This is a genomic window from Mesorhizobium sp. P2_B11 (assembly GCF_056404855.1).
This window is the reverse complement of record NZ_JBFUDF010000001.1, coordinates 86,839-112,543: the sequence shown is the minus strand read 5'-3', so window position 1 is coordinate 112,543 and position 25,705 is coordinate 86,839. Positions and strand designations below refer to the sequence as shown.

24 protein-coding genes are annotated in these 25,705 nt (G+C 64.1%); 12 read left to right on the top strand and 12 right to left on the bottom strand.

All coding sequences use genetic code 11. The annotated features are described in order from the left end of the window. Window positions 1–7 precede the first annotated feature (7 nt). From AC1DYJ_RS00460 to AC1DYJ_RS00450, 3 genes are read right to left on the bottom strand one after another with little or no spacing between them, the layout of a single operon-like run. The gene (locus AC1DYJ_RS00460; RefSeq protein ID WP_477279002.1) at window positions 8–1,651 is read right to left on the bottom strand and encodes an ABC transporter substrate-binding protein; all 1,644 of its coding nucleotides are present in this window, start codon (window positions 1,649–1,651) and stop codon (window positions 8–10) included. Window positions 1,652–1,687: 36 nt separating this feature from the next. After that, complete coding sequence (locus tag AC1DYJ_RS00455; protein WP_477279000.1) at window positions 1,688–2,464, bottom strand: DUF427 domain-containing protein; 777 nt, start codon at window positions 2,462–2,464, stop codon at window positions 1,688–1,690. 15 nt (window positions 2,465–2,479) lie between these two features. Beyond that, the gene (locus tag AC1DYJ_RS00450) at window positions 2,480–3,838 is read right to left on the bottom strand and encodes an LLM class flavin-dependent oxidoreductase (protein WP_477278998.1); all 1,359 of its coding nucleotides are present in this window, start codon (window positions 3,836–3,838) and stop codon (window positions 2,480–2,482) included. Window positions 3,839–4,028: 190 nt separating this feature from the next. Here AC1DYJ_RS00450 and AC1DYJ_RS00445 point away from each other — a divergent pair, with 190 nt between their 5' ends. Then, window positions 4,029–5,837, top strand: a complete 1,809-nt coding sequence (locus AC1DYJ_RS00445) for a dipeptide ABC transporter ATP-binding protein (protein ID WP_477278996.1) — start codon at window positions 4,029–4,031, stop codon at window positions 5,835–5,837. Window positions 5,838–5,921: 84 nt separating this feature from the next. Here AC1DYJ_RS00445 and AC1DYJ_RS00440 read toward each other — a convergent pair whose 3' ends face one another. The 3 genes from AC1DYJ_RS00440 to AC1DYJ_RS00430 all read right to left on the bottom strand — a co-directional run bounded on the left by AC1DYJ_RS00440 (window position 5,922) and on the right by AC1DYJ_RS00430 (window position 8,785). Then, complete coding sequence (locus AC1DYJ_RS00440; protein WP_477278994.1) at window positions 5,922–6,932, bottom strand: sugar-binding protein; 1,011 nt, start codon at window positions 6,930–6,932, stop codon at window positions 5,922–5,924. Window positions 6,933–7,008: 76 nt separating this feature from the next. Next, window positions 7,009–7,989: an ABC transporter permease gene (locus AC1DYJ_RS00435; protein WP_477280185.1), complete on the bottom strand. Its 981-nt coding sequence runs from the start codon at window positions 7,987–7,989 to the stop codon at window positions 7,009–7,011. A gap of 52 nt (window positions 7,990–8,041) precedes the next feature. Further along, window positions 8,042–8,785 carry an ATP-binding cassette domain-containing protein gene (locus AC1DYJ_RS00430; protein ID WP_477233461.1) on the bottom strand — a complete coding sequence of 248 codons (744 nt, stop codon included), beginning with the start codon at window positions 8,783–8,785 and terminating at the stop codon, window positions 8,042–8,044. A 139-nt stretch (window positions 8,786–8,924) separates the two neighbouring features. On the opposite strand from AC1DYJ_RS00430, the gene AC1DYJ_RS00425 reads away from it, so the two are divergent. Genes AC1DYJ_RS00425 through AC1DYJ_RS00405 form a run of 5 tightly spaced genes read left to right on the top strand, consistent with a single transcriptional unit; the run spans window position 8,925 to window position 13,781 of the window. Next, entirely contained in the window at window positions 8,925–10,160 is a 1,236-nt protein-coding gene (locus AC1DYJ_RS00425) for an ROK family transcriptional regulator (protein WP_477278992.1), read from the top strand. A gap of 15 nt (window positions 10,161–10,175) precedes the next feature. Beyond that, the gene (locus AC1DYJ_RS00420) at window positions 10,176–11,255 is read left to right on the top strand and encodes a Gfo/Idh/MocA family protein (protein ID WP_477278990.1); all 1,080 of its coding nucleotides are present in this window, start codon (window positions 10,176–10,178) and stop codon (window positions 11,253–11,255) included. Then, entirely contained in the window at window positions 11,255–12,091 is an 837-nt protein-coding gene (locus tag AC1DYJ_RS00415) for a sugar phosphate isomerase/epimerase family protein (protein WP_477278988.1), read from the top strand. The genes AC1DYJ_RS00420 and AC1DYJ_RS00415 overlap by 1 nt, the downstream gene beginning before the upstream one ends. Beyond that, the gene (locus tag AC1DYJ_RS00410; protein ID WP_477278986.1) at window positions 12,088–12,891 is read left to right on the top strand and encodes an alpha/beta fold hydrolase; all 804 of its coding nucleotides are present in this window, start codon (window positions 12,088–12,090) and stop codon (window positions 12,889–12,891) included. Before AC1DYJ_RS00415 ends, AC1DYJ_RS00410 begins: the two co-directional genes overlap by 4 nt. Continuing rightward, window positions 12,888–13,781, top strand: coding sequence for an ROK family protein (locus AC1DYJ_RS00405; protein WP_477278984.1), 894 nt, complete (start codon window positions 12,888–12,890; stop codon window positions 13,779–13,781). The genes AC1DYJ_RS00410 and AC1DYJ_RS00405 overlap by 4 nt, the downstream gene beginning before the upstream one ends. Before the next feature lie 25 nt (window positions 13,782–13,806). Here AC1DYJ_RS00405 and AC1DYJ_RS00400 read toward each other — a convergent pair whose 3' ends face one another. From AC1DYJ_RS00400 to AC1DYJ_RS00375, 6 genes are all read right to left on the bottom strand, one after another. Then, complete coding sequence (locus AC1DYJ_RS00400; RefSeq protein WP_477278983.1) at window positions 13,807–14,805, bottom strand: ABC transporter ATP-binding protein; 999 nt, start codon at window positions 14,803–14,805, stop codon at window positions 13,807–13,809. Between the two features lie 17 nt (window positions 14,806–14,822). Further along, the gene (locus AC1DYJ_RS00395; protein ID WP_477425895.1) at window positions 14,823–15,884 is read right to left on the bottom strand and encodes a Gfo/Idh/MocA family protein; all 1,062 of its coding nucleotides are present in this window, start codon (window positions 15,882–15,884) and stop codon (window positions 14,823–14,825) included. Further along, window positions 15,881–16,720 (bottom strand): carbohydrate ABC transporter permease, encoded by an 840-nt coding sequence (locus AC1DYJ_RS00390; protein ID WP_454575885.1) that lies wholly within the window; start codon window positions 16,718–16,720, stop codon window positions 15,881–15,883. The genes AC1DYJ_RS00395 and AC1DYJ_RS00390 overlap by 4 nt, the downstream gene beginning before the upstream one ends. 10 nt (window positions 16,721–16,730) lie before the next feature. Further along, entirely contained in the window at window positions 16,731–17,660 is a 930-nt protein-coding gene (locus AC1DYJ_RS00385; protein ID WP_477278979.1) for a carbohydrate ABC transporter permease, read from the bottom strand. 231 nt (window positions 17,661–17,891) lie between these two features. Further along, entirely contained in the window at window positions 17,892–19,151 is a 1,260-nt protein-coding gene (locus AC1DYJ_RS00380) for an ABC transporter substrate-binding protein (protein WP_477278977.1), read from the bottom strand. A 1-nt stretch (window position 19,152) separates the two neighbouring features. Continuing rightward, the gene (locus AC1DYJ_RS00375) at window positions 19,153–20,109 is read right to left on the bottom strand and encodes an N-acetylmuramic acid 6-phosphate etherase (RefSeq protein ID WP_477278975.1); all 957 of its coding nucleotides are present in this window, start codon (window positions 20,107–20,109) and stop codon (window positions 19,153–19,155) included. 198 nt (window positions 20,110–20,307) lie between these two features. On the opposite strand from AC1DYJ_RS00375, the gene AC1DYJ_RS00370 reads away from it, so the two are divergent. Genes AC1DYJ_RS00370 through AC1DYJ_RS00345 form a run of 6 tightly spaced genes read left to right on the top strand, consistent with a single transcriptional unit; the run spans window position 20,308 to window position 25,683 of the window. Continuing rightward, complete coding sequence (locus tag AC1DYJ_RS00370) at window positions 20,308–21,186, top strand: glucosamine kinase nucleotide-binding domain-containing protein (RefSeq protein WP_477278973.1); 879 nt, start codon at window positions 20,308–20,310, stop codon at window positions 21,184–21,186. Beyond that, a complete protein-coding gene (locus AC1DYJ_RS00365) occupies window positions 21,183–21,965 on the top strand; it encodes a GntR family transcriptional regulator (RefSeq protein ID WP_477278972.1) in 783 nt (260 codons plus the stop codon). The genes AC1DYJ_RS00370 and AC1DYJ_RS00365 overlap by 4 nt, the downstream gene beginning before the upstream one ends. Then, window positions 21,962–22,993: an SIS domain-containing protein gene (locus AC1DYJ_RS00360; RefSeq protein ID WP_477278970.1), complete on the top strand. Its 1,032-nt coding sequence runs from the start codon at window positions 21,962–21,964 to the stop codon at window positions 22,991–22,993. The genes AC1DYJ_RS00365 and AC1DYJ_RS00360 overlap by 4 nt, the downstream gene beginning before the upstream one ends. After that, window positions 22,990–24,165, top strand: coding sequence for an N-acetylglucosamine-6-phosphate deacetylase (gene nagA / locus AC1DYJ_RS00355; protein WP_477425893.1), 1,176 nt, complete (start codon window positions 22,990–22,992; stop codon window positions 24,163–24,165). Before AC1DYJ_RS00360 ends, nagA begins: the two co-directional genes overlap by 4 nt. Window positions 24,166–24,207: 42 nt before the next feature. Continuing rightward, the gene (locus AC1DYJ_RS00350; protein ID WP_477278966.1) at window positions 24,208–24,528 is read left to right on the top strand and encodes a hypothetical protein; all 321 of its coding nucleotides are present in this window, start codon (window positions 24,208–24,210) and stop codon (window positions 24,526–24,528) included. A gap of 42 nt (window positions 24,529–24,570) precedes the next feature. Then, entirely contained in the window at window positions 24,571–25,683 is a 1,113-nt protein-coding gene (locus AC1DYJ_RS00345) for an NAD(P)/FAD-dependent oxidoreductase (RefSeq protein WP_477278964.1), read from the top strand. Window positions 25,684–25,705 lie beyond the last annotated feature (22 nt).

Genomic DNA, 25,705 nt, shown 5'->3' with positions numbered 1-25,705 from the left:
TTCACGATCATGCCTGGGCGAAGGTGACGCGATCGAGCAGCAGATGCGAGATCGCCGTGAAGCGGACGCCCTCGACCTTCGACGAGACGATGCGGCTGTATTGCGAGAAATAGCTGATGATCAGCGGCGTCTCGTCGAGCAGCAGGGTCTGGATCTTGCCGGCCGCCAGGCGCTGCGCCTGCAGGTCGCGGGCCTTGCCGTATTCCAGCAGCAAACCGTCATAGGCCGGGCTGTTGAAATGCGCCGCGTTCCAGGCGCCCGAGCTCTTCAGCGTGGCGTTGAGGAAGATGTCGGGCGTGCCGCGATGGCCGAAATCGGTGATGCCGAGATTGGAATCGAGCCATGGCGAAGAGCCGAACTTCGCCGAACCGTAATAGGCGTCCTGCGGCAGGACGTTGAGCTTGATGTCGATGCCGGCCTTCTTGGCAAAGTTCTGGATCAGCACCGCATAGTCGGGAATGTCATAGGCACGTTCGGTGGTCAGCGTCACCGGGAAGCCGTTCGGCACGCCGGCTTCGCCAAGCAGGCGCTTGGCCTCGGCGATGTCCTGCTTGCGCTGCGGCACCGACGGATCGGCCGACGGGAAGATCGGCGCGAACGGTGTGTCGTTGCCGACAATGGCGCGGCCCTTCAGCAGACCCTTGACCACCGCCTCGCGGTCGATGGTAAGCGCCAGTGCGCGGCGAATGCGCTTGTCGGTGAACGGCGCCTGGTCGGTGCGCAGATGCACCTCGTCATGCGAGCTTGCCTGCACGCTGAGGAGCTTGAAGTTGGGATTGCCTTCGATCGCCAATTCCAGGCGGGTCGTGCTGGGGATGACGTCGAGCTGGCCGGCCTGCAGCGCCAGCACCTGCGCCTGCTCGTCGTCGAAGAACTTGATCTCGACGCGGTCAGGCAGCGCCTTGTCGCCCCAATAGTCGGGGTTGCGCACGAAGCTTGCGCCCTGCTTGGGGCGGAAGGATTCAAGCTTGAACGGGCCGGTACCGTTGAAAGTCTTCTCGAAGTCGCCGGCATAGTCGGCCGGCAGGATGACGGCGTTGTAGACGTCGGAGGAGACATAGAAGGGGAAGTTGCTGTTGGGCCCGTCGAGATCGAAGGCGATGGTTTCATCGTCGACAACCTTGGCGCCGCCCTTGGACAGAATGCCTTTGTAAGCCGACAAAGCCGACGAACCGCTGGCCGGATCGACGAGCCGCTCGAAGCTCGCCACCACGTCCTTGGCGGTGACCGCGCGGCCATCATGGAACTTCACGCCGGTCCGCAGCTTGAAGGTCCAGCGGCTGGCGGTCTCGTCGGCCTCCCAGGACAGAGCGAGCTTCGGCTGCAGGCCGTCCTTGGGATCGTCAAGGATGAGATACTCGCCGACCTGGCTGATCACACCGATGCTGGCCGGATCGGTGATCGAGACGGGATCGATGGCCTTGGTCGGCTGGCCCAGGCCAACGCGGACCGTGCCGCCGGCGCCGGCAGCGCGCGCCGAGCCAAAACCAACCAGTCCTTGCGAGGCGGCAAAGCCGGTAAGGCCGATCAGGGCGGCATATTTCAGGAGATCGCGGCGCTTGAGGAAGCCGGCCTGATGTTCGTCGACGGCGACATTCCAGATGTCGCCGGACAGATTGCGAAGTGTGTCGATATCGTTGCGTTTGGTCATTTTGAAACCCCTGTCTGAAATGACTGTTGAATTGCTTTAGGCGACGGGTTCGCCGTCGAGATGGATGCGGTCGACGGCTTGCGGGTAGAAGGCGATGAGGCCCTTGATCTTGGGCATTTCGGCAATCGGATCGCGATAGCTCCAGGCGATATCCGGGCTCACCGAGCCGTCGGCACGCCGGCCGGACCAGTAGGAGGCAATGCCCTTGTAGGGACAGCGCGTCGTTGTGTCCGAGGCGACCAGCGGGTCGAGCCTGACATCGTCGGGATGCAGGTAGAAGCGCGTCGGCAGATGCGTCTCGAACAGCAGCACCGGACGATGGCTGTCGGCGATCAGCTCGCCGTCGAACCAGATCTGGACATGGCTAGAGCTCTGCAGCACATCGATGCGCGCGTATGGGTCGCGCGCGTGGACGAAGACCTCTTCTTCTTCCTCGAACCATTGGTCGACCGCCTTCCAGGTGAAGGCGATGCGGCCAGCCAGCGGCGACAGGTTTTCATCCGGCGGGGAGACGAAAGACCATGCGGCGTTGGGAGACGCCTTCTCTCCCGTGTCCAGGTCCCAATAGGTGGTTTCGCCGCCGACGGGATGCGGCTGGCGGTGCTCGGACGGTTTCAGCAACGAGCGATCCACCGACGAGGCCGGGAAGAAATAGATCGGCAGGAAATGGTTGGAGCGCAGCACCAGCACGTTGCGGCTGTCGGCGATGGTGCGGCCGGCGAATTTGACCCGGATGCGCTTGGGGCTGTGCAGGACGTTGATGAGCTGCGGAGCGGTGGCTTCGCGGGGCTGGAGTTTGGGCGCTGCTGTCATGATCGTTGCTCCAGGTCAGGATACGGCGCGCGCATTGTCGCGCTGTTCGGCAAAGCGGTTGGCCGGCCGCGCCAGGCCAAAGCGGTCGCGCAGCGTTCCAGGTGCGTATTCGGTGGGGAATACGCCGCGGTGCTGCAGCTCGGGTACGACCTGCTCGGCAAAATTCACCCAATCTTCCGGCAGCAGCGGGAACATCAGGTTGAAACCGTCGGCGGCTCCGGCCTCGAACCAGTCCTGCAGCTGGTCGGCGATCTGTGTCGGCGTGCCGACGACGGTCGGCACCGAACCGCTGTTGGCAAGCTTGCGGGCGATCTCGCGCAAAGTGAGGTTCTGCTTGGACCATTCCTTGACCCGGTTGAGCGAGGTGCGGCCGCCATTGAAGGTGCTCTCGTCCGGCAGCGGCGGCAGCGGGCCGTCCGGCGGGAAGACCGAGAGATCGACGCCACTCCAGCTCGAAAGCAGATCGATGCCGACGCGATCGGGCAGCAAGCTCTGCAGATACTCCTGCCGCTCGCGGCCTTCCGCTTCTGAAGCTGCGACGATGGGCAGGATGCCCGGCAGGATCTTGAAGCTCTCGGGCTTGCGGCCATAGCGGGCGAGGCGCTCGTTGATGTCCTGGCGATATTTGAGGCCGTCTTCCCTCGTGCTGTAGATGGCGAAGTGCGCGTCGGCGTGGGCGGTGGCGAAATTCTTGCCGTCCTCGGACGAGCCGGCCTGGACGATCAGCGGGTGGCCCTGCGGCGGACGCGAGACGTTGAGCGGGCCGCGCACCTTGAAATGCTTGCCCTTGTGGTCGATCGGATGAACCTTGTCGGGGTCGGCGAAATAGCCTGACGCCTTGTCGATCAGCAGCGCTTCGTCTTCCCAGCTGTCCCACAGCGCCTTGACGATATCGAGGAATTCGGTGGCGCGTTCATAGCGGAATGCATGCTCGATATTGCCGTCGCGGCCGAAATTGCGGGCCTCTTCGTCCATGGCCGAGGTCACGACGTTCCAAGACGCCCTGCCCTTGCTGATGTGATCGAGCGAGGCGAACATGCGGGCGACATTGTAAGGCTCGCTGTAGGAGCTCGACGCCGTGGTGATCAGGCCGATGTGCTTGGTGGCGCCGGCAAGCGCCGACAGCAGCGTCAGCGGCTCGAGCCGTGCATTGGCATAGTGCGCGACGCCGCTTTGCACCGAATCCCAGATCGCGACATGGTCGGCGACGAAGATCGTATCGATCCTGGCGCGCTCGGCGGCCTGTACGAGATCCCTGTAGAATTCGAAGTCCAGCACCTCGCGGCCCGGCGCGCGCGGATGACGCCACGACATGCGGTGATCGCCCTGCGGATTGAAGAAAAAGGCGCTGAGGATCATGTGGTCGCGTGCCATGCCGGTCTCCTTCCAGAACTGCTCCAGCGGACCGTCGCGATGCCTCGAGCGGCTGCGACAATCTCTCCAGAGCGATGAAAGGTAGATTGCGCTCGAGCCTTATTCGAGTAATTTTATAGAGATTATATGTTGCGCAAGCGGAAGCGATTGCCCTTCAAGGCCGCGCCGGAAGAAAGTGGTTTCAAGTGTGATGTCGTCATCGGTTCTGAACGTCGAGCAGCTCACCGTCGCCTATGAGGGCCGCCGGGCAGCGCATCCTGCCGTCAACGGCGTATCGCTCAGCATCGGCGAAGGCGAAGCGCTCGGCCTGGTCGGCGAGTCCGGATCGGGAAAGAGCTCGGTGGCGCTCGCGATTCTGCGCTATCTGCCGCGCAACGCTAAGGTTGCGGCGTCAGCGCTCGAATTCCAGGGCCGCGAGATCCGCGATCTCTCAGGCGAGCAGTTGCGCCGGCTAAGGGGCGACCGCATCGCGGCCGTCTACCAGCATCCGGGCGCGGCACTCAATCCGGCCATGACCATCGGCCGGCAGATCACCGAGACGATCATGCGGCATCGCCCGGTTCGGCAGGACGAGGCGCGCGGGCGCGCCGCCGAACTGCTCGCCCGCGTCAGGGTGAGCAATCCCGAGCGGGTGCTCGATCTCTACCCGCACGAGCTCTCCGGCGGCATGCAGCAGCGCGCCAACATCGCCATTGCCATTGCGCTCGACCCATCGCTGCTGGTGCTGGACGAACCGACGACGGCGCTCGACGCCAGCGTCCAGTCCGAAATCATCGCCATCCTGCAAGATTTGCGGCGCGACCACAAAACCAGCGTCCTGCTGATCAGCCACGACATCAACATGGTGCGCCGCGCCTGCGACCGGGTGGCCGTCATGCAGTCAGGGTCGGTGGTCGAAAGCGGCATCGCCAACGATGTCTTCGAGAACCCGGCCCACGCCTACACCAAGGCGCTGATCGCCTCGATCCCGGCGCTCAATTTCACCAAGCGCGACGGCAGGCTGGCCGAGACGCACGGACCCGGCCCGTCGACTCACCTGCCCGTCATCAGCGATCAACCGGAAGCCCCGCGCCCGATCGCCGTCGCCTGCAAAGGCATCAGCCATGCCTTCGACGCGCAAGCCGTGCTGCACGATATCGACCTGCAGATCGGCCAGGGCGAGACGTTCGGCCTGATCGGCGAATCCGGCTCCGGTAAGTCGACACTGGCCAGGATCGTCACCGGCCTGCAGGTGCCTGACACCGGATCGGTCGAGCTGTTCGGCCGCACGGTCGCACCGCGCGTCGAGAAACGAAGCTTGAGCGAGCGGCGCGACGTGCAGATGGTTTTCCAGTCACCCGACCGCACGCTCAACCCGCGCCAGCGGATTGGCAGGATTCTTGGTCGTCCGCTGCGGCGGCTGGCCGGCCTTGGCCGTGGTGAGGTGAGGCAGCGCGTCGGCGACCTGCTGGCTTCGGTGCGTCTTGCCGCCACCACCGTCGACCAGAAGCCGCGGTCGCTGTCCGGCGGCCAGCGGCAACGAGCGGCGATTGCGCGCGCCTTCGCCGGCGTGCCGAAGCTCGTCGTGCTGGACGAGCCGACCTCGGCGCTCGACGTGTCCGTGCAGGCGACCGTGCTTAACCTGCTCAACGACCTGCAGCGCGACAAGGACACGACCTATCTGTTCATCAGCCACGACCTCCGGGTGGTGCGCTACATGGCCGACAGGATCGGTGTGCTCTATCGCGGCCGCCTGGTCGAGACCGGTTCCTCCGAGCAGATTTTTCGCGGGCCAAACCATCCCTATACGAAATTGCTGCTGGCCGCGTCCTCGGATGAGACGGTGCCGAAGGCTCCGGCTCAGCTCGATCTCGCGGGACAGGCGTCCGAGACCTCCGGATGCGCTTTCGCCAGCCGCTGTCCAGTCGCCCTTCCTGATTGCCGAAAGGCGCAACCGCCCATTAGGCAGGCCGGCGACGGTCATCGGATCGCCTGCTGGCGAGTTGAAAGCGATCTCTGATCGCGAAGCGGGCCATGCCAAAACCCGCCTTCGAAGAGATGTCCCCCGGCCGATACGGCCGAGGGACGGGCTTGGGAGGCCGGATCAGTTGGCGACCTTGCCGCAGGTGGTGAGAGCGTCCTCAGGCGTGCAGACTTCGGTGCCGGTTTTGATGAACGGTTCGACCGTGCCGCCCTTGCTCAGCTTGTCCAGCGCCATGATGGTCTCGAAGCCCATGTCATAGGGGCGCTGGCCGATGTTGTAGTGGCTGAGGCCGGTAGCGAGCAGCGGCAGCTGCGGACCGAAATTGTCGCCGAAGACGACGACCAGACCCTTGCTGTCGAGACGTGCCTTCAGCGGCGTCATCGCCTGCTTGTAGGCTTCCGGCGCGTATTGCGCCCAACCGCCAACCGCAACGAAGGCGCTGAGTTCGGGATTGTTGGTCATGACGTCGCGCACCTGCTGGGCGGCAAGCGTGATGTCGTCATTGTTGTAGACCGGGCAGCCCGCCGGCTCGGTCCAGCCATTCTGGCCGGTCAGCGTCTCGACGCCCTTGTCCTTGGTGACGCCGGCCAGCGTGTCGCGGATGCCTTGCACGCGCGCCTTGAGGTTTTCCGAAGCCGGCGCGCCGGACTGGATGCAGACGGTGCCGTCCTTCTTGTGGGCGAGCACCTTCTGCGCCAGCGCCACGCCGAACTCATAATTGTCGGTGCCGATATAGGTCGAGCGCAGGCCGGCATCTTCCGGCAGGACGTCGGTATCATAAGTGACGACCGGGATACCCTTTTCCTTGGCCATCTTCATGATGCGGGCCATGGCTTTCGGATTGCCGGCCGAAATGCCGAGCCCCGCGACGCCGCGCGTGACCATGTCCTGCGCCAGCTGCACTTCCTTGGCCTCGTCATATTCCGTCGGCCCGATATAGGTGCATTTGACGTCGCCGAGCTTCTTGGCGGCGGCTTCGCAACCAGCCTGGATCGGCGGGCTGAAGGCGTTGTTGAGGACCTTGAAGACAAGCGCGAATTCGCGCTCTTCGGCATTGGCTTGGACCGCCGTCATACCGATGGCGAGACAGGCGAGAGAGAGCGTGGTTGTAAGCGTTTTCGACAGCGACATTGTTTCCTCCATTTGGGTTCGCCGTGACGTGTCCGCCCTCATTCTTCGTTGGAGCATGATCTCTCGAGATCACGTTCTAGCGTCGCACAGAGCGGATTCTTTCCAGGAGGACGGCTGCAAGGATGAAGCACCCCACAAACGTGCCCTGCCAGAACGGGTTGACGCCTGCCAGAAGCAGCGCGTTGCGAATGGTTTCGACGAGAATGGCGCCGATGCCGGCGCCGAGCGCCGAGCCGAAGCCGCCGGTCAGCGAAGCGCCGCCGATGACGGTCGACGCAATGACCTGCAGCTCGTAGCCGGTGCCGATGGAGTTGGTGACCGCGCCCAGCCAGCCGACGAGGAAGATGGCGGTCACCGCCACCATGAAGCCGCTGAACGCATAGGCCGAGATCTTGATCAGATCGACGGGAATGCCCGACAGCCGCGCCGCCGGCTCGTTGCCGCCGATGGCGAAGAGATAGCGGCCCCAGCGCGACATGGTCAGCAGGAAATGCAGGACGATCACGCCGATGACCAGCGCGTAGACCACGTTGGGAAGGCCGAGCGTGTAGCCGCCGCCGAGCGCGACGATCGCATCGCTTGCCCGGCCGAATTCGTAGAACACCTGGTTGTTGGTCAGCACCAGCGCCAGGCTGCGGCCGATCGACAGCGTCGCGAGCGTGACGATGAAAGGCGGCAGCTTGACGTAGGCGATGATCGTTCCGTTGACGGCGCCGCACAGCACGCCCATCGCCAGCGTCGCCAAGATGCCGACCACCAGCGGCATGTCGGCGTTGAGCACGATGCCCAGCGTCACGCCGCACATGCCCAGGATCGAACCGACCGAGATATCGATGCCGCCGCTGATGATGACCGGCGTCATGCCGATGGCCATGATGCCGATGAAGCAGGCGTTCTGGAAAATGTTGAGCAGGTTGCCGGGCGTGGCGAACTTAGGTGCGATCATCGAGACGACGAGGCCGAGCACCAGTATGGCGATGGCGATCCAGGTTTCCTGCGCCAGCAGCACGCGGTTCAGCAGCGTGCGGCTCGACCCTTTCAGAAGGTCGATCTCCATTCCGGGATGGTCGTCGGGGGCGCTCATGGCGTAGCTCCGTGGCGAGGCTGTTTCAGGCGGTCTGGATGGCGCCGGTGATCAGGCCGGTCACTTCTTCGGGGCTGGATTGGGCGATCGGCTTGTCAGCGACCTTGCGGCCGCGGCGCATCACCACGACGCGGTCGCAAACTTCGAACACGTCGGGCATGCGGTGGCTGATCAGGATGACCGAAAGGCCCTGGTCCTTCATACGCCGGATCAGCGCCAGCACTTCGGCGACCTGCCTGACGCTGATCGCCGCGGTCGGCTCGTCCATCAGCACGATCTTGGATTTGGCCAGCCGGGTCCGTGCGATGGCCACTGCCTGCCGCTGGCCGCCCGACATGCGCACGACGAGATCGGCGGGCCGCGTCTCCGACTTCAGCTCGCGAAAGATCTCGGCCGAGCGCTGGTTCATGCTCTTGTGGTCGAGCACCTTCAGCGGGCCAAGTTGCCTCATGATCTCGCGGCCGAGGAAGACATTGGCCGACGCCGTCAGATTGTCGCAAATCGCCAGATCCTGGTAGACGACCTCGATGCCGTGCCTGCGCGCATCCGCAGGCCCCGACAACAGCACCGGCTTGCCTTCCAGCACATAGGTGCCAGACGTCGGCTGGAAATTGCCGGCGATGGTTTTGACCAGCGTCGACTTGCCGGCGCCATTGTCGCCCATCAGGCCGAGAACCTCGCCCTCATTGATGTCGAGCGAGACATTGTCCAGCGCGCGGACGGCACCGAAATCCTTCACGATATGTTCGAGACGCGCTAGAACCGGCATCGCATCCTCCCATGCCAATTTGTAAGTTTTGGATACAAATCACTGATCGAAACGCCGGTCAATAGGCTCGGAAGGCCAAATATTTTGTTGCATTGCACTCTATTTTGTCCCTTTCAAATCACAGAGGAAGTCGATTAGTATGTCAATCAAACAAATCGCGGAGGAAAATGTGCTGGTGTCGACCGATCTTCGGCCGAATGAAACGCGGGCCCTTGCGGCGCTGTTTCGAGCCGGCGCGTTGAGCCGGGCAGCGCTTGCGCGCGACCTCGGCCTGACCCGATCGACCACTGGCGCCCTGGTGCTCGGCCTGACCGAAGCCGGTCTGGCGCGCGAGCGATCGGATGGAGCGGATGACGAGCAAGATGGCGAGGGCCGGGTCGGCCGCCCCGGTATCCTGGTCGAGATCGAAGGCAATGGCGGCTTCTTCCTTGGCGCCTATATCGGGGTGAACTGGATCGCGACGGTCGCCGTCGACCTTGCCGGCGCGCAGCGTGCCGGCGCCTCGAGGGCCTTTGCCGGCCCAGGCAGCACGCCTGAAGCGGCGGTCGCCATTATCAAGGAGCTTGTCGGAGAGATCCGCTTGCAACTACCTGCGGGTGCGCGCCCCTACGGGCTCAACGTCGCCGTGCCCGGCTTCCCCGCCGCTGATGGCGTTTCATACCATGCCACCATCCTTGGCTGGCACGGGGTCAATCTGGCGGAGCTTTTGGGCAACGCGTTTGGCGATGGTTTTCCGATCCTCCTGGAAAACGATGCCAATGCGGTCGCGGTGGCCGAGACATACCGGGCACAGCCGGGACAGGACGATGAGGACGCCCTGGTCATCCTGATCGAGAACGGCGTTGGCGGCGGCATCATCAATGCCGGCAGGCTGCATCGCGGACGGCTCGGCGGCGCCGGCGAAATCGGGCACTTACGCATTGGCGACGAAGGTTTCGTCTTCGACGCCAAGCGCCCGGGCCGGCTTGAATCCTATGTCGGCAAGGATGCGCTGCTCGCCCGCTACCTCCACATAAGCGGGCGGCGCGCCGGCGTGGATGAGTTTGTCGCAGCCCTTGCCGGGGGCGATCCGGCTGCCATCGCCACGGCGCGCGACTGGGCGCTCTGGTTTGGCCGCGGCCTGGCGACGCTTGCCTGCACCTTGCAGCCGGAGCGCATCATCCTCTCGGGCTCGGTCAATGCCGTCTATCCCTTTGTCGCCGAACAGGTGGAAGCTTTCCTGCTGGACTTCCTCGCCGAAGGTTATCCCGTTCCCACGGTCGAACTGTCGCGCGTCGGTGCCGACGGCCCGGCCTTGGGCGCTGCCTGCCTGCTGCACCAGGCAGCTTTGTCGGGCGATCCGCAATTTCAGCTTCGCGGCCTCGCCGCGCGCTAATCAGGAGAAGAATCCATGCCTCGCAAAGATGAAAAGCGGCTGCGTGTCGGCGTGCTCGGCTGCGGCCCGATTGCACAGGCGGCGCATTTCGAATCCTGCACCAAGGCGCGCAATGCCGATCTCTATGCGATTTGCGATGTCGCCGACGATCTGCGCGACAGGATGGCCGCCACTTTCGCGCCTGAGAAATCCTATGCCGACTATGGCCAGATGCTGGCCGATCCCGACCTCGATGCCGTCATCATCGCGACATCGGATACGTTTCACGTCAAGGCCGCGGAACTGGCGCTCGATGCCGGCAAGCACGTGCTGTGCGAGAAGCCGCTGGGCGTTTCGATCGAGGAGGTTGAAGGCTTGCGGGCTGCGCTCGACAAGAGCGGCAAGGTGCTTCAGGTCGGCCATATGAAGCGCTTCGATCCCGGCATCCAGGCGGCTAAAGCCTTCGTCGACGACGAGATGGGTGAGCGGCTGGCGTTCAAGGGCTGGTATTGCGACAGCACCCACCGCTATCCGATGACCGATGCGGTGCAGCCGCTGATCATCACCAGCGCCAAGGCGCGCAAGCCTTCCGTCAATCCCAAGGCGGATCTGCGCCAGTACTACATGCTGGCGCATGGCAGCCATCTGCTCGACACGGCACGCCATCTGCATGGCCCGATCGAGGCGGTCGAGGCCCGGCTCACCGAACGCTATGGCGCCTTTTGCTGGTTCGTCACCACCATCTTCGCCGACGGTTCGGTCGGCCACCTCGACCTGACGGTGGCCGTGCGCATGGACTGGCACGAAGGGTTCCAGATCTACGGCCAGAACGGCAGCGTTCTCGCGAAGACCTATAACCCCTGGTACTACAAGAGCAGCGAGGTCGACATTTTCCGCGAGGCCGATGGCAGCTGGCATCGCACGCTTGGCGCGGATGGCCACTTCTATCGCCGCCAGCTCGAAGGCTTTGCCGATGTCGTGCTGAATGGCGCGCCCATGGTCGGCGCCGGCATCGACGACGGCATCGCATCGGTCAGGGGCATGGCGGCAATCGCCCGCTCCGCCGCTGCCGGCGGCCGCGCCGTCAATCTCGCCGATGTCGACGGGGTTGTGTGATGCAGCTTGGTATCTTCGCCAAGACTTTCGCCGCCACTGGCGCCTTGCCGGTGCTGCGCGCGGTGGCGGATGCCGGCTACGCGGCGGCGCAATTCAATATGGCCTGCCTTGGCCTGCCGTCGATGCCGGACAGCATCGAGCCCGATGCGGCCCGATCCGTCGCTGAGGCCAGCGGCAAGACCGGTGTTTCGATTGCGGCCGTGTCGGGAACCTACAACATGATCCATCCGGATCGCAGGGTTCGTGTGTCAGGTCTTGCCCGGCTTGAGGTGCTCGCGGCATCATGCGCCGATATGGGCACAAGGCTGATCACGCTCTGCACCGGCACCCGAGATGCGCAGGATCAGTGGCGCTGGCACCCCGACAATGCCACAGAGGCCGCCTGGAGCGACCTTCGGGCGGAAATGGAAGCGGCGATCGCGATTGCCGACCGCTTCGACATCGAGCTTGGCATCGAACCGGAACTGGCCAATGTCGTCTCCAGTGCGAAGGCGGCTCGCCGACTGCTCGACGAGATGAACAGCAAGCGCCTGCGCGTCGTGCTCGACCCGGCCAATCTGTTCGAAGCGGCAGACATAACCGAGCGTCATCGCCTGATCGACGAGGCTGTCGATCTGCTGGCCGTGGAGATCGGCATGGCTCATGCCAAGGACCGCCATGCCGACGGCAGTTTCGCCGCCGCCGGACAAGGAGTCGTCGACTTCCCGCATTTCATTAGCCGTCTGAAAGCCGCAAGCTTCGACGGGCCTTTGATCACGCATGGTCTGACGGAAGCCGAGGCGCCTGAAGTCGGCGCCTTCCTTCGCGGCGTCCTCGAAGAAAGCGGAAAAGCGTGAAAACGACCTTCAACCGCGATGGCGTCGACCTTGCCTACCGGGACGTCGGCGCCGGCCTTCCCGTCATCTTCCAGCATGGGCTGGGCGGCGATGAGGCGCAGGTCGCCGACGTGTTTCCCGATCTGCCGCAGACACGGCGCGTGACGCTCGAATGCCGGGGCCAGGGTGGGTCCGGCTACGGGCCGGTCGAGCGGCTTTCGATCGCGACCTTTGCCGAGGACGTAGAAGCACTGGCAGACGATCTCGGCATCGGCCCGGCTGTTGTCGGCGGCATCTCGATGGGCGCGGCGCTGGCGCTGCGCCTGGCGGTGCACCGGCCGTCTCGCGTGCGCGCGCTGGTGCTGGCACGGCCTGCATGGGTGTCCGAGCCGGCGCCGGCCAATATGAAACCCTATGCCGTGGTCGGCGACCTTCTAATGCGCCATTCACCTGAACAAGCCAGGCATCTGTTCGATGAAAGCCCTGTATCAGCCGAACTGGCCAGGCTGGCGCCGGACAATCTCGTGAGCCTGCAAGGCTTCTTCACTCGCCCGGACCCGGCTCTGTTCGGCAGGCTGCTGGTGGCAATCGCGGGCGATGGTCCCGGCGTCAGCGAGGCCGACATCCGCGCTATTGCAGTGCCGACCCTGGTCATCGGTCATGGCCATGATCTCGTCCATCGTCTGGCGGACGCGCAGGCGCTGGCCAGGCTCATTCCGTCCGCCCGACTTTGCACCATCACCGCCAAGTCGCAGGATCGCGTCGCCTATCGACGGGAATTTCGCGCCTGCCTTTCGGAATTTCTGGAAACGCTGGCATGACCGACAGTACGACGGATGACACGATTGCCGTGGTCGAGATCGGCGGCACGTCGGTCAAGGTTGGCTTCGCCGACCACGGCAATCCGGTGGATTTCGCCCGCACCTATCCGACCGCGCAATTGCGCCAGGGCGCGCCGGTGGCGGGACTGGCCGACGCTGTCACCGCGGCCTGTCGCGATGCCGGTCTCAAGCCCGCGCGCGTCGTTGCGACTGTGCCGGGTTTCATCGACCGCGATTTCGACACGGTGCTGCACACGGCCAACATTCCCGAATTGAACGGAATCCGGCTGGGCACCGAACTGGCTTCGAGACTTGGCATTCCCGTTCGGCTTGAACGCGATGTCGTGCTGCAATTGCTGGGTGAAAGCGTTGCAGGCGCGGTGAAGCAGCAAAAGGAGGTGCTGGCGGTCTATCTCGGCACCGGCATCGGTGCGGCCTATCTCGGCAAGGATGGCATTTTCAGGGGCGGCGGCTGGGCGCTCGAAATCGGCCACATGCCGATCTACCGGCCCGACGAGAGCGGACCACCGAACCGGGTCGAGACCTATGCCTCGGGGGCAACGCTCGTCGACCTTGCGGCGGACTACGACATCCCGGTGGCCGATCTGTTTTCGGCGACCGGGCAGCCGCCGTCGCTGCGCGAATGGCTCGACGAGATCGTCTGGCAGCAAGCGGTGACCATCGCAACGGCAGCCGCTTTGTTTTCCCCGCAGACGATCCTGATCGGCGGCGGCATCGTCGACATGAAGTCCTATCCCCGCCAGACGCTCAAGCAGCGCGTCGCGGACAGCCTGCCGCACTCGCTTCTTGTCCAGCCTCTGGACATACGCTGGGCGGCCCTGGGCTGGCAGGCGGCCATTCACGGCGCGGTGCTGCTCGGCGCGGTGTGATCGCCGTGTTGCTGCCCGCAGCGGATTACTTGATCGTTTTCCCGTCTGCCCCAAACCGGTAGGTCTTCCCCGGCTCTGGCGTCGCGTACAGCGTTGCACCGGGCTCGGCATCGTAGACACCGAAAATACGGACGGTGATCAGCCCGGCCTTTTCGCAGTCGAGATAGAGGTTGGTGTCGGCGCCGAGATGCTCGGCATGCACCACCGTGCCCTTCCAGGCGCCGGACTTGGCGTCGACCGTCAGGTGTTCAGGCCGCACGCCGATGGTCTTGGCCGTCTCGCCCAGCCGCGCGCCGTCGATGAAATTCATCTTCGGCGAGCCGATGAAGCCGGCGACAAATTCATTTGCCGGCGAATTGTAGAGTTCCATCGGGCCACCGATCTGCTCGATCTTGCCGGCATTGAGCACGACGATCTTGTCGGCCAGCGTCATCGCCTCGACCTGGTCGTGGGTGACGTAGATCATCGTCGCCTTCAGCCGGCGGTGCAGCTGCGCGATCTCCAGCCGCGTGTTGACGCGCAGCGCCGCATCGAGGTTCGACAGCGGTTCGTCGAAGAGAAACAGTTTCGGCTCGCGCACCACGGCGCGGCCGATAGCGACGCGCTGGCGCTGACCGCCCGACAGTTCGGCCGGCCGCCGCTCGAGATAAGGCTCCAGCGACAGCATCGACGAGGCAATGCCGATGCGGCGCTCGATCTCTGGGGCCGGCGTGCCCGCCTGTTTCAGGCCTAAGCCCATATTGTTCTTCACCGTCAAATGCGGGTAGAGCGCATAGGTCTGGAACACCATGGCGATGCCGCGCTTTGCTGGCGGCGTGGCCGAGACATCAGCGCCGTCGATGACCACCCGGCCCGAGGTCGAATCCTCCAGCCCGGCAATGACCCGCAGCAAAGTCGACTTGCCGCAGCCCGACGGGCCGACGAAGACGACGAATTCACCATCCGTCACTTCGAGGTTGATGCCTTTCAGCACCTCCACCGGCCCGAAGGCCTTCTTCACATTCTCGATTACCAGCGAGCCCACGATATTTGTTCCTAGCTCTAGAGTTTGACGGCGGCGCCGCTGCGCACGCTCTCATCGGCGGCAAGGCAGACGGCGAGCGACTTTACGGCGTCGTCCATGTGGCGGGTCAGGTCGATGTCTTCCCGGATCGCCTTCAGCACAAAGGCCTGTTCGAGGTCGCAGAGGTCTTGGTGGCCGGGCTCGCCTTCCATCGACAGCATTTCGTCCGGCCTGGCGAATTTGCCGTCCGCCCCGGTCGCTGCACTGTGCAGGCGGATGGTCGAGGTCTTGGTGTGGGTGTCGATGTCATCGGACTTCACGCCTTCCTTCATGACGATCGACACGCAGCCATTGGGCGAAATCACGTCCTTCACGAAGAACGCCGTTTCCGAGATCATCGGTCCCCAGGCGGCCTCATACCAGCCGACAGAGCCGTCATCGAACAGCACCTGCAGATGGCCGTAATTGTACATGGTCGGCGCGATTTCCTCGGTCAGCCGCAGCCCCATGCCACGCACCTCGACCGGCTTGGCGTCGGTGATCTGCAGCATCACGTCGAGATAGTGAACGCCGCAGTCGACGATCGGCGAGGTCGTCTGCATCAACTGCTTGTGCGTCTGCCAGGTCGGGCCTGACGACTGCTGGTTGAGGTTCATGCGAAACACGTAAGGGCCGCCGAGCTTGCGCGCCTCGGCGATCAGCCGGACCCATGACGGATGGTGGCGCAGGATATAGCCGATCACCAGCTTCTTGCCGTTGGCCTTGGCCGCGGCGACGACGCGCTTGGCGTCGGCCACCGTCGTTGCCAGCGGCTTTTCGACAAAGACGTGGCAGCCGGCCTCGAACGCCTTCACCGCGTAGTCGGCATGGCTGTCGGAATAGGTGGCGATGCAGGCGATATCGGGCTTTTCGTCACGCAATGCGTCGTCAAAAGAGCGCTTGATGCCATAACCCGACAGACCGTCCGGCAGCGGCACGTCGGAACGGTTGATCAGTGCTGCGATCTCAAAGCCCGGATTGGTGTGATAGGCCAGCGCATGGCTGCGGCCCATATTGCCGAGGCCGGCGACGACAACGCGAAGGGGCTTTTCTAAACTCACTTGACGGCTCCGGAGGTGATGCCGCGGATCAGCTGCCGCGAGAAGATGACGTAGAGGATCAGCACCGGCATGATCGCCAGCGACAGCGCTGCCAGGATGGCGTTCCAGTTGGTGACGAACTGGCCGAGGAACAGCTGCGCGCCGAGCGTCACCGTCTTGGTCTCTTCCGACGGAGCCAGGATCAGCGGGAACCACAGATCGTTCCAGATCGGGATCATGGTGAAGACGGCGACCGTCGCCATGGACGGCCTGACCAGCGGCAGAACCAGCCGGAAGAAGATCGTGTATTCCGACAGGCCGTCGATGCGTCCGGCATTCTTCAGATCGTCGGACACCTGCTTCATGAATTCAGACAGGATGAAGACGGCCAGCGGCAGGCCCTGCGCGGTGTAGACCAGGATCAGCGCCGTCAGCGTGTTGACCAGCCCGCTCGCCACCATCAATTGCAGGATGGCGACGGTTCCGAGCCGGATCGGGATCATGATGCCGAGCGCGAGGTAAAGCCCCATCAGCGTGTTGCCGCGGAAGCGGTATTCCGACAGCGCAAACGCCGCCATGGCGCCGAACAGAAGCACGAAGAACAGCGAGGCCACGGTGACGACGAGGCTGTTCTGGAAATAGTGGATGAAATCGCCCTGGCCGATCACGGTGTTGTAGCCGATCAGGTCGAAGGTCTTTGGCGTCGGCGGCGTCAGCGGTTCGCTGAAAATGCCGGCGCGCGACTTGAACGAGTTCATGATGACCAGGATCACCGGAAACAGCGCGATCACCGTGTAGGTCAGCAGGATCGCGTGGGCGCCGATGGTGCGCGGCAGGGAACGGGTTGCGGTGCTCATCTGGCGCCCCTCAGAACTGGTAGCGACGCAGGCGCGTCTGGACGAGGAAGAGGTAGACGCAGACGCCGCCGAGGATGATCAGGAACATCATCGTGGCGATCGCCGCACCCATATTGGGGTCACCGACCTGCAGCTGGAAGCCGAAGAAGGCGCGGTAGAGGAAAGTGCCCAGAATATCGGTCGAATAGTTAGGCCCGGCGAGCGCGCCTTGCGCGGTGTAGATCAGGTCGAAGGCGTTGAAATTGCCGACGAAGGTCAGGATCGAAATGATGCCGATCGACGGCAGGATCAGCGGCAGCTTGATCTTCCAGAACTGCGACATGCCGGTGATGCCGTCGCATTCGGCGGCTTCGATCACCTCTTCGGGGATCGACAGCAAGGCGGCATAGATCAGCATCATCGGGATGCCGATGAACTGCCACACCGAGATCAGGCTGAGCGCGGTCAGCGCGTATTGTTCCTTGCCAAGCCATGGCGTGAAGAAGCTTTTCAGGCCGACCAGGTCCATCAGATGCGGCGCCACGCCCCAGAGCGGCGACAGGATCAGTTTCCAGGCGAAGCCGACAATGACGAAGGACAGGATGGTCGGCACGAAGATCGCCGTGCGGTAGAAGGCAGCGAACCTCAGCCGCGGGCTGGACAACAATGCCGCCAGCATGACGCCGATCGGGTTCTGCACCAGCATGTGGATGATGAAGAACCAGACGTTGTTACGCAGCGCATTCCAGAAATTGACCGACCAGTTGGGGTCACCGAACAGAGTGCGGAAATTGGCAAAGCCGACGAACACTTGGTGCTGCTCGATATTGCGGAACAGCGACAGCTGCAGTGTGCCGGCCAGCGGCAGGATCATGATCGCCGTATAGACCAGCAGCGCCGGCGCCAGGAAGACGCCGATATGCCAGCGGAACGGTCGTTTCGGTCGTGTTTCTGCGGCCATGAGTGCGGTCCCCGCCGTCTCTCGGTTCCAAAAGGGTATCGATGCCAGATGATGCCTCGATGCACGGCCCTGATGTCCTTACCCCGGCATGGGCAGGACGAAGGCCTGCGACTGGTCAGCTAGCCTTTCCCCACAGACGAGAGGGTAAGGCCGAGAGGCAGTGCCGACAATCGCAATCTGTAAAGTTGAAGGCCGGCCGGGCACGCGCCCGGCCGGTCTGTCGTTGGAGCCTTATTTGCCCGGCTTGTACCAGCTGTCGAGGCCGGTCTGCAGCTTCTTGGCGGCAGCTTCCGGCGTATCGGTGCCATTGATGACGTTGGCCGATTCAACCCACGTCTCGTTTTCAAGGTTCGGCGTGCCGCGCGACAGGATCTGGTAGGTCGAGCGGATCGTCGACTTGCACTTGTCGCGCCAGGAGACGAATTCCTGCGCCAGCGGGTCTTCCATCTTCACCGGGTTGGAGTTCAGGCTGAAGAAGCCCGGCAGTGCATTGGCGTAGATGGTGGCGAAGTCCGGCGAGGCGACCCAGGACAGGAAGGTCTTGGCCGCATCGGCATTCTTCGACGCTGCATTCAGGCCCATGCCGATATCGGTATGGTCGGAGATGTAGCAGGTGTCGCCGGCCTTCTCGACCGGCGGCGGGAAGGCGCCCATCTTGAACTGCGCCTGGGTGTTGAACAGGCCGATTTCCCACGAGCCGGCCGGGTAGATGGCAGCGCGACCGAGGGTGAACAGGTTCTGGCTGTCCGGGTAGGTCTGGGCTTCGAAGCCGTCGCCGAGATATGGCTTCCACTTGGCAAGCTCAGCATAGGGCGCGACCCAGTCGGCGTCGGTCAGCTTCTGCTCGCCCTTGATCAGGGCTGCGCGGCCGTCTTCGCCCTTCCAGTAGTTCGGGCCGATGTTCTGATAGCCCATGGTCGCGGCTTCCCAGAGATCCTTGGTGCCCATCGCCATCGGAATGTAGGTGCCGTCGGCCTTGATCTTGTCGAGCGCGGCGAAGAACTCGTCACGCGTCGTCGGCACCTTGATGCCGAGCTTGTCGAAGGCGTCCTTGTTGTAGATGAAGCCGTGGATGACCGAGGCCATCGGCACGCAGAAGCTGGACTTGCCGTCGTCGGTCTGCCAGGCGGCCTTGGCGACCGGCGAGAAGTTTTCCATGCCGGGCAGCGCGCTGAGATCGGCAAGGTTGCCCTTCTTGAACAGTTCGAGCGACTTGTCGAACGGGCGGCAGGTGATCAGGTCGCCAGCCGAGCCGGCGGCGAGCTTGGCGCCGAGTGCGGCGTCATATTCGGTCGGCGCCGAGGGTGCGAACACCACCTTGATGCCGGGGTTCTTGGCTTCGAAGGCCGGGATCAGCTTGTCCTTCCAGATGGTGAGGTCGTCGCCGCGCCAGCTTTCGATGTTGAGGGTAACGTCAGCGGCATGAGCCAACCCGGCGGTGCCGAGAATGCTGGTGCCGAGAAGCAGTGCCGTCAGTAGTTTCGTTGTCATGCTAGTCTCCCTGTTGACCTTTTTCAGGTTCGGTTTTGAGAACAGAGGCCTTGGCGCCCTTGTTCCCCTCGATCGCGGAAAGGGCTGGCCTGAGCTTCTGGCCGGTCCGTTCCAGTATCTTCTCGGCCACGTCGGCGTTGGCAGCGCCGGCGGCGAGCAGAATGGCTGTTTTGACGACGCCGCCGCTCTGCTCGAGCAGGCGCGCGGCATCTTGCCGGTCGTGACCGCTGATGGCGGCGACGATGCGGGCCGCGCGATCGCGCAGCTTGATGTTGTCGGCGGTGAGATTGACCATGTAGCCGTCATGGACATGGCCGAGATGGATGGCGGTCAGCGTCGACAGCATGTTGAGCGCGATCTTCTGCGCGGTGCCGGCGCCCATGCGCGTCGAGCCGGCAATCACTTCCGGCGGTGTCTCCAGCAGGATGGCGACGTCGGCCAGCCTGAGCAGCGGCGTGTCCTTGTTGTTGGCAATCGCGATGGTCGCCGCGCCACGGTCGCGCGCATCCTTAAGCGCCTGAACAGCATAGGGCGTCGAGCCGCTGGCTGAAATGGCGATCAGGCAGTCGCCCTTGCCGATGCCAGCGCCGGCAACTGCCGCCGAGGCCTCGTCGGTGTCGTCTTCCGGCCCGCCGGCCAAGGTCTTGAAGGCCTCGTCGCCGCCGGCGATCAGGATGACGATGCGCTCGCGCTTGATGCCGAAAGTGCCGGGCAATTCCAGCGCGTCGGCCAGCGCCATCAGGCCGGAGCTGCCGGCCGCCGCATAGGCGAGCTTGCCGCCACCGTTCAGCCGGCCGGCGATGATCTCGGCCGCGGCGGCGATGGCGGGAATGGCGTCGCGGACGGCCTTGGCGGCCTCGATCTGCGCATTGGCGAGCGAAGACAGGATGATGTCCGGGGCCTGGATATCCAGTCCCTCGGCATTCCTGTGAAGCGCTTCGGTGCGCGGTTCGGCCATCCCTGTCCCTCCGATGAAGGAACAATACCAAAAAAATACCACTTGTCCACACGCATTAACGGATTTGAACGCCAGAAATCGCTGAGCCGACGAAATGCCTAGGTTTTTCAATAAAATACGCCTTAATCTTTTTGAAACGGAAATTAATCCTTGGCTATTGGTATTTTATTGGTATTATCCGCCCGGAGGAGAATTCGTGTGAATTTCGTGCTCGGTATCGATGGCGGCGGCACCAGCTGCAGGGCAGCCCTTGCGACAGGCGATGGCGCGGTCATTGGCCGTGCCAAAAGCGGTGCGGCCAACATACGCACCGATCTCACCGGCGCCCGCACTCATATCGTCGAGTCGGCGCGACAGGCCTTCATCGCTGCCGGGCAGAATCCGGACCTGATCCCGCAGACACCAGCCATTCTTGGTCTTGCCGGCGCCAATGTCGGCACCTACCGGCAGCAGCTCGAAGCAATTCTGCCGTTCAGCATCAGCCGCGTCGAGACCGACGCCGAGATCGCGCTGGAAGGCGCGGTCGGCTCCGGTGACGGCGCCATGGCCATTCTCGGCACCGGCACCGCCTATATGGCGCGCAAGGGCGGGGTATCACGCGCCATTGGCGGCTGGGGTTTCCAGGTCGGCGACCAGGGCAGCGGCGCCCGCATCGGCCGCGACCTGCTTGAACAGACGCTGCTTGCCCATGACGGTGTCCGCCCGCGCTCAGCCCTGACCGACAGCATGATGGCCACCTTCCGCAACAATCCCGAAGACGTGGTCGAGTTCACCACCAATGCCAAGCCCGGCGATTTCGGCGGCTTCGCGCCCAAAGTGTTCGAGCATGCCGAGAAGGGCGACGCCGTCGCCAACTGGATCGTCGACAAGGCGGTCGCCGATGTCGAGGCATCGCTTGGCGCGCTCGGCCTCTCCGATGGCGCACCGCTCTGCCTGCTCGGCGGTCTGGCGCCGCTTTATGCGCCGCGCCTTTCCCAGCGCTACCAGGCGTTGCTCAAGGCGCCGCTCGACGATGCGCTGGGCGGCGCCGTGCAGATGGCGGCCCGTATCTTCGCCAAGGCGGAGGCGGCACGATGAGCGAGGCCGCCGACCAGATCTTCGCCACGCTGAAGCAATCGTCGCAAAGTGGCGCGCCGCTCTATCTGCAACTGCGGAAAAGCATCGAGGACGCCGTCAATCGCGGCCTGATCGGACCGGGCGACGCGCTGCCTTCCGAGCGCGACATCGCGACCAAGGCCGACATTTCGCGCGTCACCGTGCGCAAGGCGGTGCAGGACCTGGTCAAGGGCGGCATCCTGGTGCAGCGCCATGGCTCCGGCACCTTCGTGGCGCCACGCATGGAGCGCGTCGAGCAGTCGCTTTCGCGGCTCACCTCCTTCACCGAGGACATGGCGCGGCGCGGCATGGCGGTGCGTTCGGCCTGGCTCGACCGTGGCCTCTATGCGCCCTCGCCCGACGAGATGATGGTGCTTGGTCTGTCCTCCAGCGAATTGGTGGCGCGTGTGTCGCGCCTGCGCATCGCCAACGACACGCCGCTGGCCATCGAACGCGCCTCGCTGTCGGCCAGCGTGCTGCCCGACCCCGCCGGGATAGGCTCTTCTCTCTATGCGGCGCTGGAATTGACCGGCAACCGGCCGGTGCGCGCCGTGCAGCGCATTTCGGCCGCCAATCTGGGCGACGGCGACGCACGCCTGCTCGAAGTGCCGCCGGGCATTGCCGGCCTGCACATCGAACGCATTTCCTATCTCGCGAGCGGCAAGGTAATCGAATTCACCCGCTCCATCTACCGGGGCGACGCCTATGATTTCGTCGCCGAACTGCGGCTGACAGGGCCGAGCGAAGAGGGCCGACCATGATCCCCAACACCACCCACATGCGGCGCGAGATCGACGAAATCCCCGAAGCGGTCGCGCGCCTGCTCGACGGCTCGGCGGCGGTGCTGACCGAGGCCGGCCGCGGCATTCGCGAGCGCGACCCGAGCTTCATCGTCACCGTCGCGCGCGGCTCGTCCGACCATGCCGCCACTTTCATGAAATATGCCGTCGAACTGACCGCCGGTCTGGCCGTGGCATCGGTTGGCCCGTCGATCGCTTCGATCTACGGCGCCAAGCTCAAGCTTGCGGGATCAGCCTGCCTGGCGATCTCGCAATCCGGCAAAAGCCCCGACATCGTCGCCATGGCCGAGACGGCGCGGGCCGGCGGATCGCTCACCGTTGCCATCACCAACACCGCGGATTCGCCGTTGGCGCGCGCCTCGGATTTTGCCATCGACATTCTGGCCGGACCTGAGCGGAGCGTCGCGGCAACCAAGACCTTCGTCAACTCTGCGGTCGCCGGGCTGGCGCTGATGGCGCATTGCACCGGCGACGACAAGCTGCTGGCCGCGCTTGCCCGCCTGCCCGAACATTTCAGCAAGGCGATCGCTTGCGACTGGATGGCGCTGGCCGGCGCATTGGAGACGCCGCAGTCGCTGTTCATTCTTGGCCGTGGCCCATCCGCAGCGATGGCCAACGAGGCGGCGCTGAAATTCAAGGAGACCTGCGGCATGCATGCCGAGGCCTATAGCGCTGCCGAAGTCATGCACGGCCCGCTGGCGCTGGTCGGGCCGGGTTTTCCGGTGCTGGCGTTGGCCGCCCGCGACGCCTCGGAACCTTCCGTGGCCGAGGCTGCCGACAACCTTGCCGGCAAGGGTGCTGCCGTCTTCATAACCTCAGACAAGTCCAGGAGTGCGCGGCCGCTGCCGCATGTCGCCACGGGGCATCCCTTGACCGACCCGCTGACGCTGATCGTGTCCTTCTACGGCTTCGTCGAGGCCTTCGCACGCCATCGCGGCCTCGATCCGGATGTACCGCGCAATCTGCGCAAGGTGACGGAAACCGTATGAGCGACCGTTTTGCCCTGACTGGCGCCCGGATTTTCGACGGCGACGACTGGCATGATGATGCCGCCCTCCTCGTGCACGGCGATGTGGTCGAAGGCATCCATCCCGTCGGCGCCATTCCTTCCGGCGTCGCCCGGATCGACACCGGCGGCGGCATGCTGGCGCCGGGCTTCGTCGACCTGCAGGTCAATGGCGGCGGGGGGGTCATGCTCAACGACCATCCCGATGTCGCTTCGCTGGCAACCATTTGTCGGGCGCACGTGCCATTCGGCACCACGGCGCTGCTGCCGACGCTGATCACCGATACGCCTGAGATCACCGCCGCCGCCATGGCCGCCGGCGCGGAAGCGGCACGGCAGAAGCTGCCGGGCTTTCTCGGCTTGCATCTCGAGGGCCCGCATCTCTCCGTCGCGCGCAAGGGCGCGCATGACCCGGCGCTGATCCGGCCGATGACGGATGCCGATCAGGCGGCCCTGATCGCGGCGTGCAAAAACCTGCCGGTGCTGCTGACGACGATCGCGCCGGAATCCGTCGAGCCTGCCCGCGTCGCCGCACTTGCCAAGGCCGGCATCGTCGTCAGCCTCGGCCATTCCGACACCGGCTACGCCACGGCCAAAGCCTTTGCCGAAGCCGGCGCCAGCGTGGTCACCCATCTGTTCAACGCCATGAGCCAGATCGGTAACCGCGAGCCAGGACTGGCAGGTGCGGCCATCGACATAGGCGGTCTCTCGGCAGGGATCATTGCCGATGGCATCCATGTCGATCCTGCCACGATGCTGATCGCGCTGCGCGCCAAGCAGGGACCGGGCAGGATCGTGCTGGTCACCGACGCCATGGCGACGATCGGCACCGACATGACCTCGTTCACGCTCAACGGCCGCATCATCTACCGCAAGGACGGCAGCCTGCGGCTGGCCGACGGCACGCTGGCCGGCGCCGATCTCGATATGATCTCCGCCGTCCGCTATGTGCATAGGATTGTCGGGCTCGACCTGTCGGAGGCCTTGCGTATGGCCTCGCTCTATCCGGCGCAAGCCGTCGGCCAGGCGCACCGGCTCGGCCGTTTCGCCAACGGCACTGCAGCCGATATCGTCGCGCTGTCGGACGACCTCGACGTCCAGGGCGTGTGGATCGGCGGCGACAGGGTTTTTGCCGCTGCCGGGACTTTACGTTAGGGTCAAAACTCAAAGAGTTTGGTCCCGGTTGGAGCGTAGCGGATGGCCTTGGTGCAGCGTTGGATCTGGGCCGGCAACTGGAGCCCGCTGATCGACGAAATTGGTCGCATGGCTGGCGCGACCTTGGACGCCGGATTGCGCAAGATCCTCGACGATGATCTCAAGGAAACAGACACAGATGCATCGCCGCCGCGATGGGCATCGTGCGAATTCGGTGGTCCCCATCCGATTGCCGCCTGGTTCGGAATCGATCAGGGAACGGACGTCTTGCATGTCCGAATCGATGTGCCAGACAACCTTTCCATTCGCGCCGAGACAATGCTTGATCTGATGCAGTCATATTCGTTTGTGGCGCCTCGCTAATCGGGCGCAGGGTCGGACCATTCACCACTAGAGAACTTGCCCATGCATGATGTCGATTGCGTTGTCGCTGGCGCCGGTGTTGTCGGCCTCGCCATTGCCCGTGCGCTGGCGCTGTCGGGCCGCGAGGTGCTGGTGGTCGAGAAGGCCAATGCCATCGGCACAGGCATCAGTTCGCGCAATTCGGAAGTGATCCATGCCGGGCTCCACTATGCGCCGGGCAGTCTGAAAGCCCGGCTCTGCGTCGACGGCCGCGAGTTGCTCTATGCCTACTGCAGCGAGCACGGCGTCGCCCACCGGCGCACCGGCAAGCTGATTGTTGCCGTCGAACCCGACCAGTTGGACAGGCTGCATGCGATCCAGATCAACGCGGCGCAATGCGGAGTGGGTGACCTCGCTCTTTTGACCCGCGCGGAGGCCGAAAGCCTCGAACCCGCGCTGACCTGTGACGGTGCGCTGCTGTCGCCATCGACCGGCATAGTCGACAGCCAGGCCCTGATGCTGGCGCTGCGCGGCGACGCGGAGGCAGCCGGCGCATCCTTTGCTATGCTCACCACGGTCTCCGGCGCGGCTGTCGAGGCAGATGGTATCCGGATCGACACGCGCGACGCCGATGGCGAGGGTTTCACGCTGAAGGCCGGCGCCTTGATCAACGCCGCCGGGCTCCATGCCCAGGCCTTGGCCAGACGCATCGAAGGCTTCCCGCAAGACCTCGTACCGCCACTATGGCTGGCACGCGGCAATTATTTCGCGCTGTCCGGCCGCTCGCCCTTTTCACGGCTGATCTATCCGGTGCCCGTCCATGGCGGCCTTGGTGTGCACCTGACCCTCGACATGTCCGGCAGTGCGCGCTTTGGCCCTGATGTCGAATGGATCGACCACGTCGACTATACCGTCGATCCCGGCCGAAGCGCTGCCTTCTATGGGGAGATCAGGCGCTACTGGCCCAGCCTTGCTGATGGCGCGTTGCAACCGGCCTATGCCGGCGTCAGGCCAAAACTATCCGGTCCAGGCCAGCCGGCAGCCGATTTCATCATCCAGGGGCCGGCCGATCATGGCGCCGGGCAAATCGTCAATCTGTTCGGCATCGAGAGCCCTGGCCTGACGGCAAGCCTGGCAATCGCCGACCATGTCATGGAACTGCTCGGTCTGGAATGACGGGCTGTTGTTGTCTCAGGCT

Bases quoted from the DNA above. Each gene is read 5' to 3' on its own strand.
- AC1DYJ_RS00460 (WP_477279002.1), bottom strand. From the start codon at position 1,651: ATGACCAAACGCAACGATATCGACACACTTCGCAATCTGTCCGGCGAC.
- AC1DYJ_RS00455 (WP_477279000.1), bottom strand. From the start codon at position 2,464: ATGACAGCAGCGCCCAAACTCCAGCCCCGCGAAGCCACCGCTCCGCAG.
- AC1DYJ_RS00450 (WP_477278998.1), bottom strand. From the start codon at position 3,838: ATGGCACGCGACCACATGATCCTCAGCGCCTTTTTCTTCAATCCGCAG.
- AC1DYJ_RS00445 (WP_477278996.1), top strand. From the start codon at position 4,029: ATGTCGTCATCGGTTCTGAACGTCGAGCAGCTCACCGTCGCCTATGAG.
- AC1DYJ_RS00440 (WP_477278994.1), bottom strand. From the start codon at position 6,932: ATGTCGCTGTCGAAAACGCTTACAACCACGCTCTCTCTCGCCTGTCTC.
- AC1DYJ_RS00435 (WP_477280185.1), bottom strand. From the start codon at position 7,989: ATGGAGATCGACCTTCTGAAAGGGTCGAGCCGCACGCTGCTGAACCGC.
- AC1DYJ_RS00430 (WP_477233461.1), bottom strand. From the start codon at position 8,785: ATGCCGGTTCTAGCGCGTCTCGAACATATCGTGAAGGATTTCGGTGCC.
- AC1DYJ_RS00425 (WP_477278992.1), top strand. From the start codon at position 8,925: ATGTCAATCAAACAAATCGCGGAGGAAAATGTGCTGGTGTCGACCGAT.
- AC1DYJ_RS00420 (WP_477278990.1), top strand. From the start codon at position 10,176: ATGCCTCGCAAAGATGAAAAGCGGCTGCGTGTCGGCGTGCTCGGCTGC.
- AC1DYJ_RS00415 (WP_477278988.1), top strand. From the start codon at position 11,255: ATGCAGCTTGGTATCTTCGCCAAGACTTTCGCCGCCACTGGCGCCTTG.
- AC1DYJ_RS00405 (WP_477278984.1), top strand. From the start codon at position 12,888: ATGACCGACAGTACGACGGATGACACGATTGCCGTGGTCGAGATCGGC.
- AC1DYJ_RS00390 (WP_454575885.1), bottom strand. From the start codon at position 16,720: ATGAGCACCGCAACCCGTTCCCTGCCGCGCACCATCGGCGCCCACGCG.
- AC1DYJ_RS00385 (WP_477278979.1), bottom strand. From the start codon at position 17,660: ATGGCCGCAGAAACACGACCGAAACGACCGTTCCGCTGGCATATCGGC.
- AC1DYJ_RS00380 (WP_477278977.1), bottom strand. From the start codon at position 19,151: ATGACAACGAAACTACTGACGGCACTGCTTCTCGGCACCAGCATTCTC.
- AC1DYJ_RS00375 (WP_477278975.1), bottom strand. From the start codon at position 20,109: ATGGCCGAACCGCGCACCGAAGCGCTTCACAGGAATGCCGAGGGACTG.
- AC1DYJ_RS00365 (WP_477278972.1), top strand. From the start codon at position 21,183: ATGAGCGAGGCCGCCGACCAGATCTTCGCCACGCTGAAGCAATCGTCG.
- AC1DYJ_RS00360 (WP_477278970.1), top strand. From the start codon at position 21,962: ATGATCCCCAACACCACCCACATGCGGCGCGAGATCGACGAAATCCCC.
- nagA (WP_477425893.1), top strand. From the start codon at position 22,990: ATGAGCGACCGTTTTGCCCTGACTGGCGCCCGGATTTTCGACGGCGAC.
- AC1DYJ_RS00350 (WP_477278966.1), top strand. From the start codon at position 24,208: ATGGCCTTGGTGCAGCGTTGGATCTGGGCCGGCAACTGGAGCCCGCTG.
- AC1DYJ_RS00345 (WP_477278964.1), top strand. From the start codon at position 24,571: ATGCATGATGTCGATTGCGTTGTCGCTGGCGCCGGTGTTGTCGGCCTC.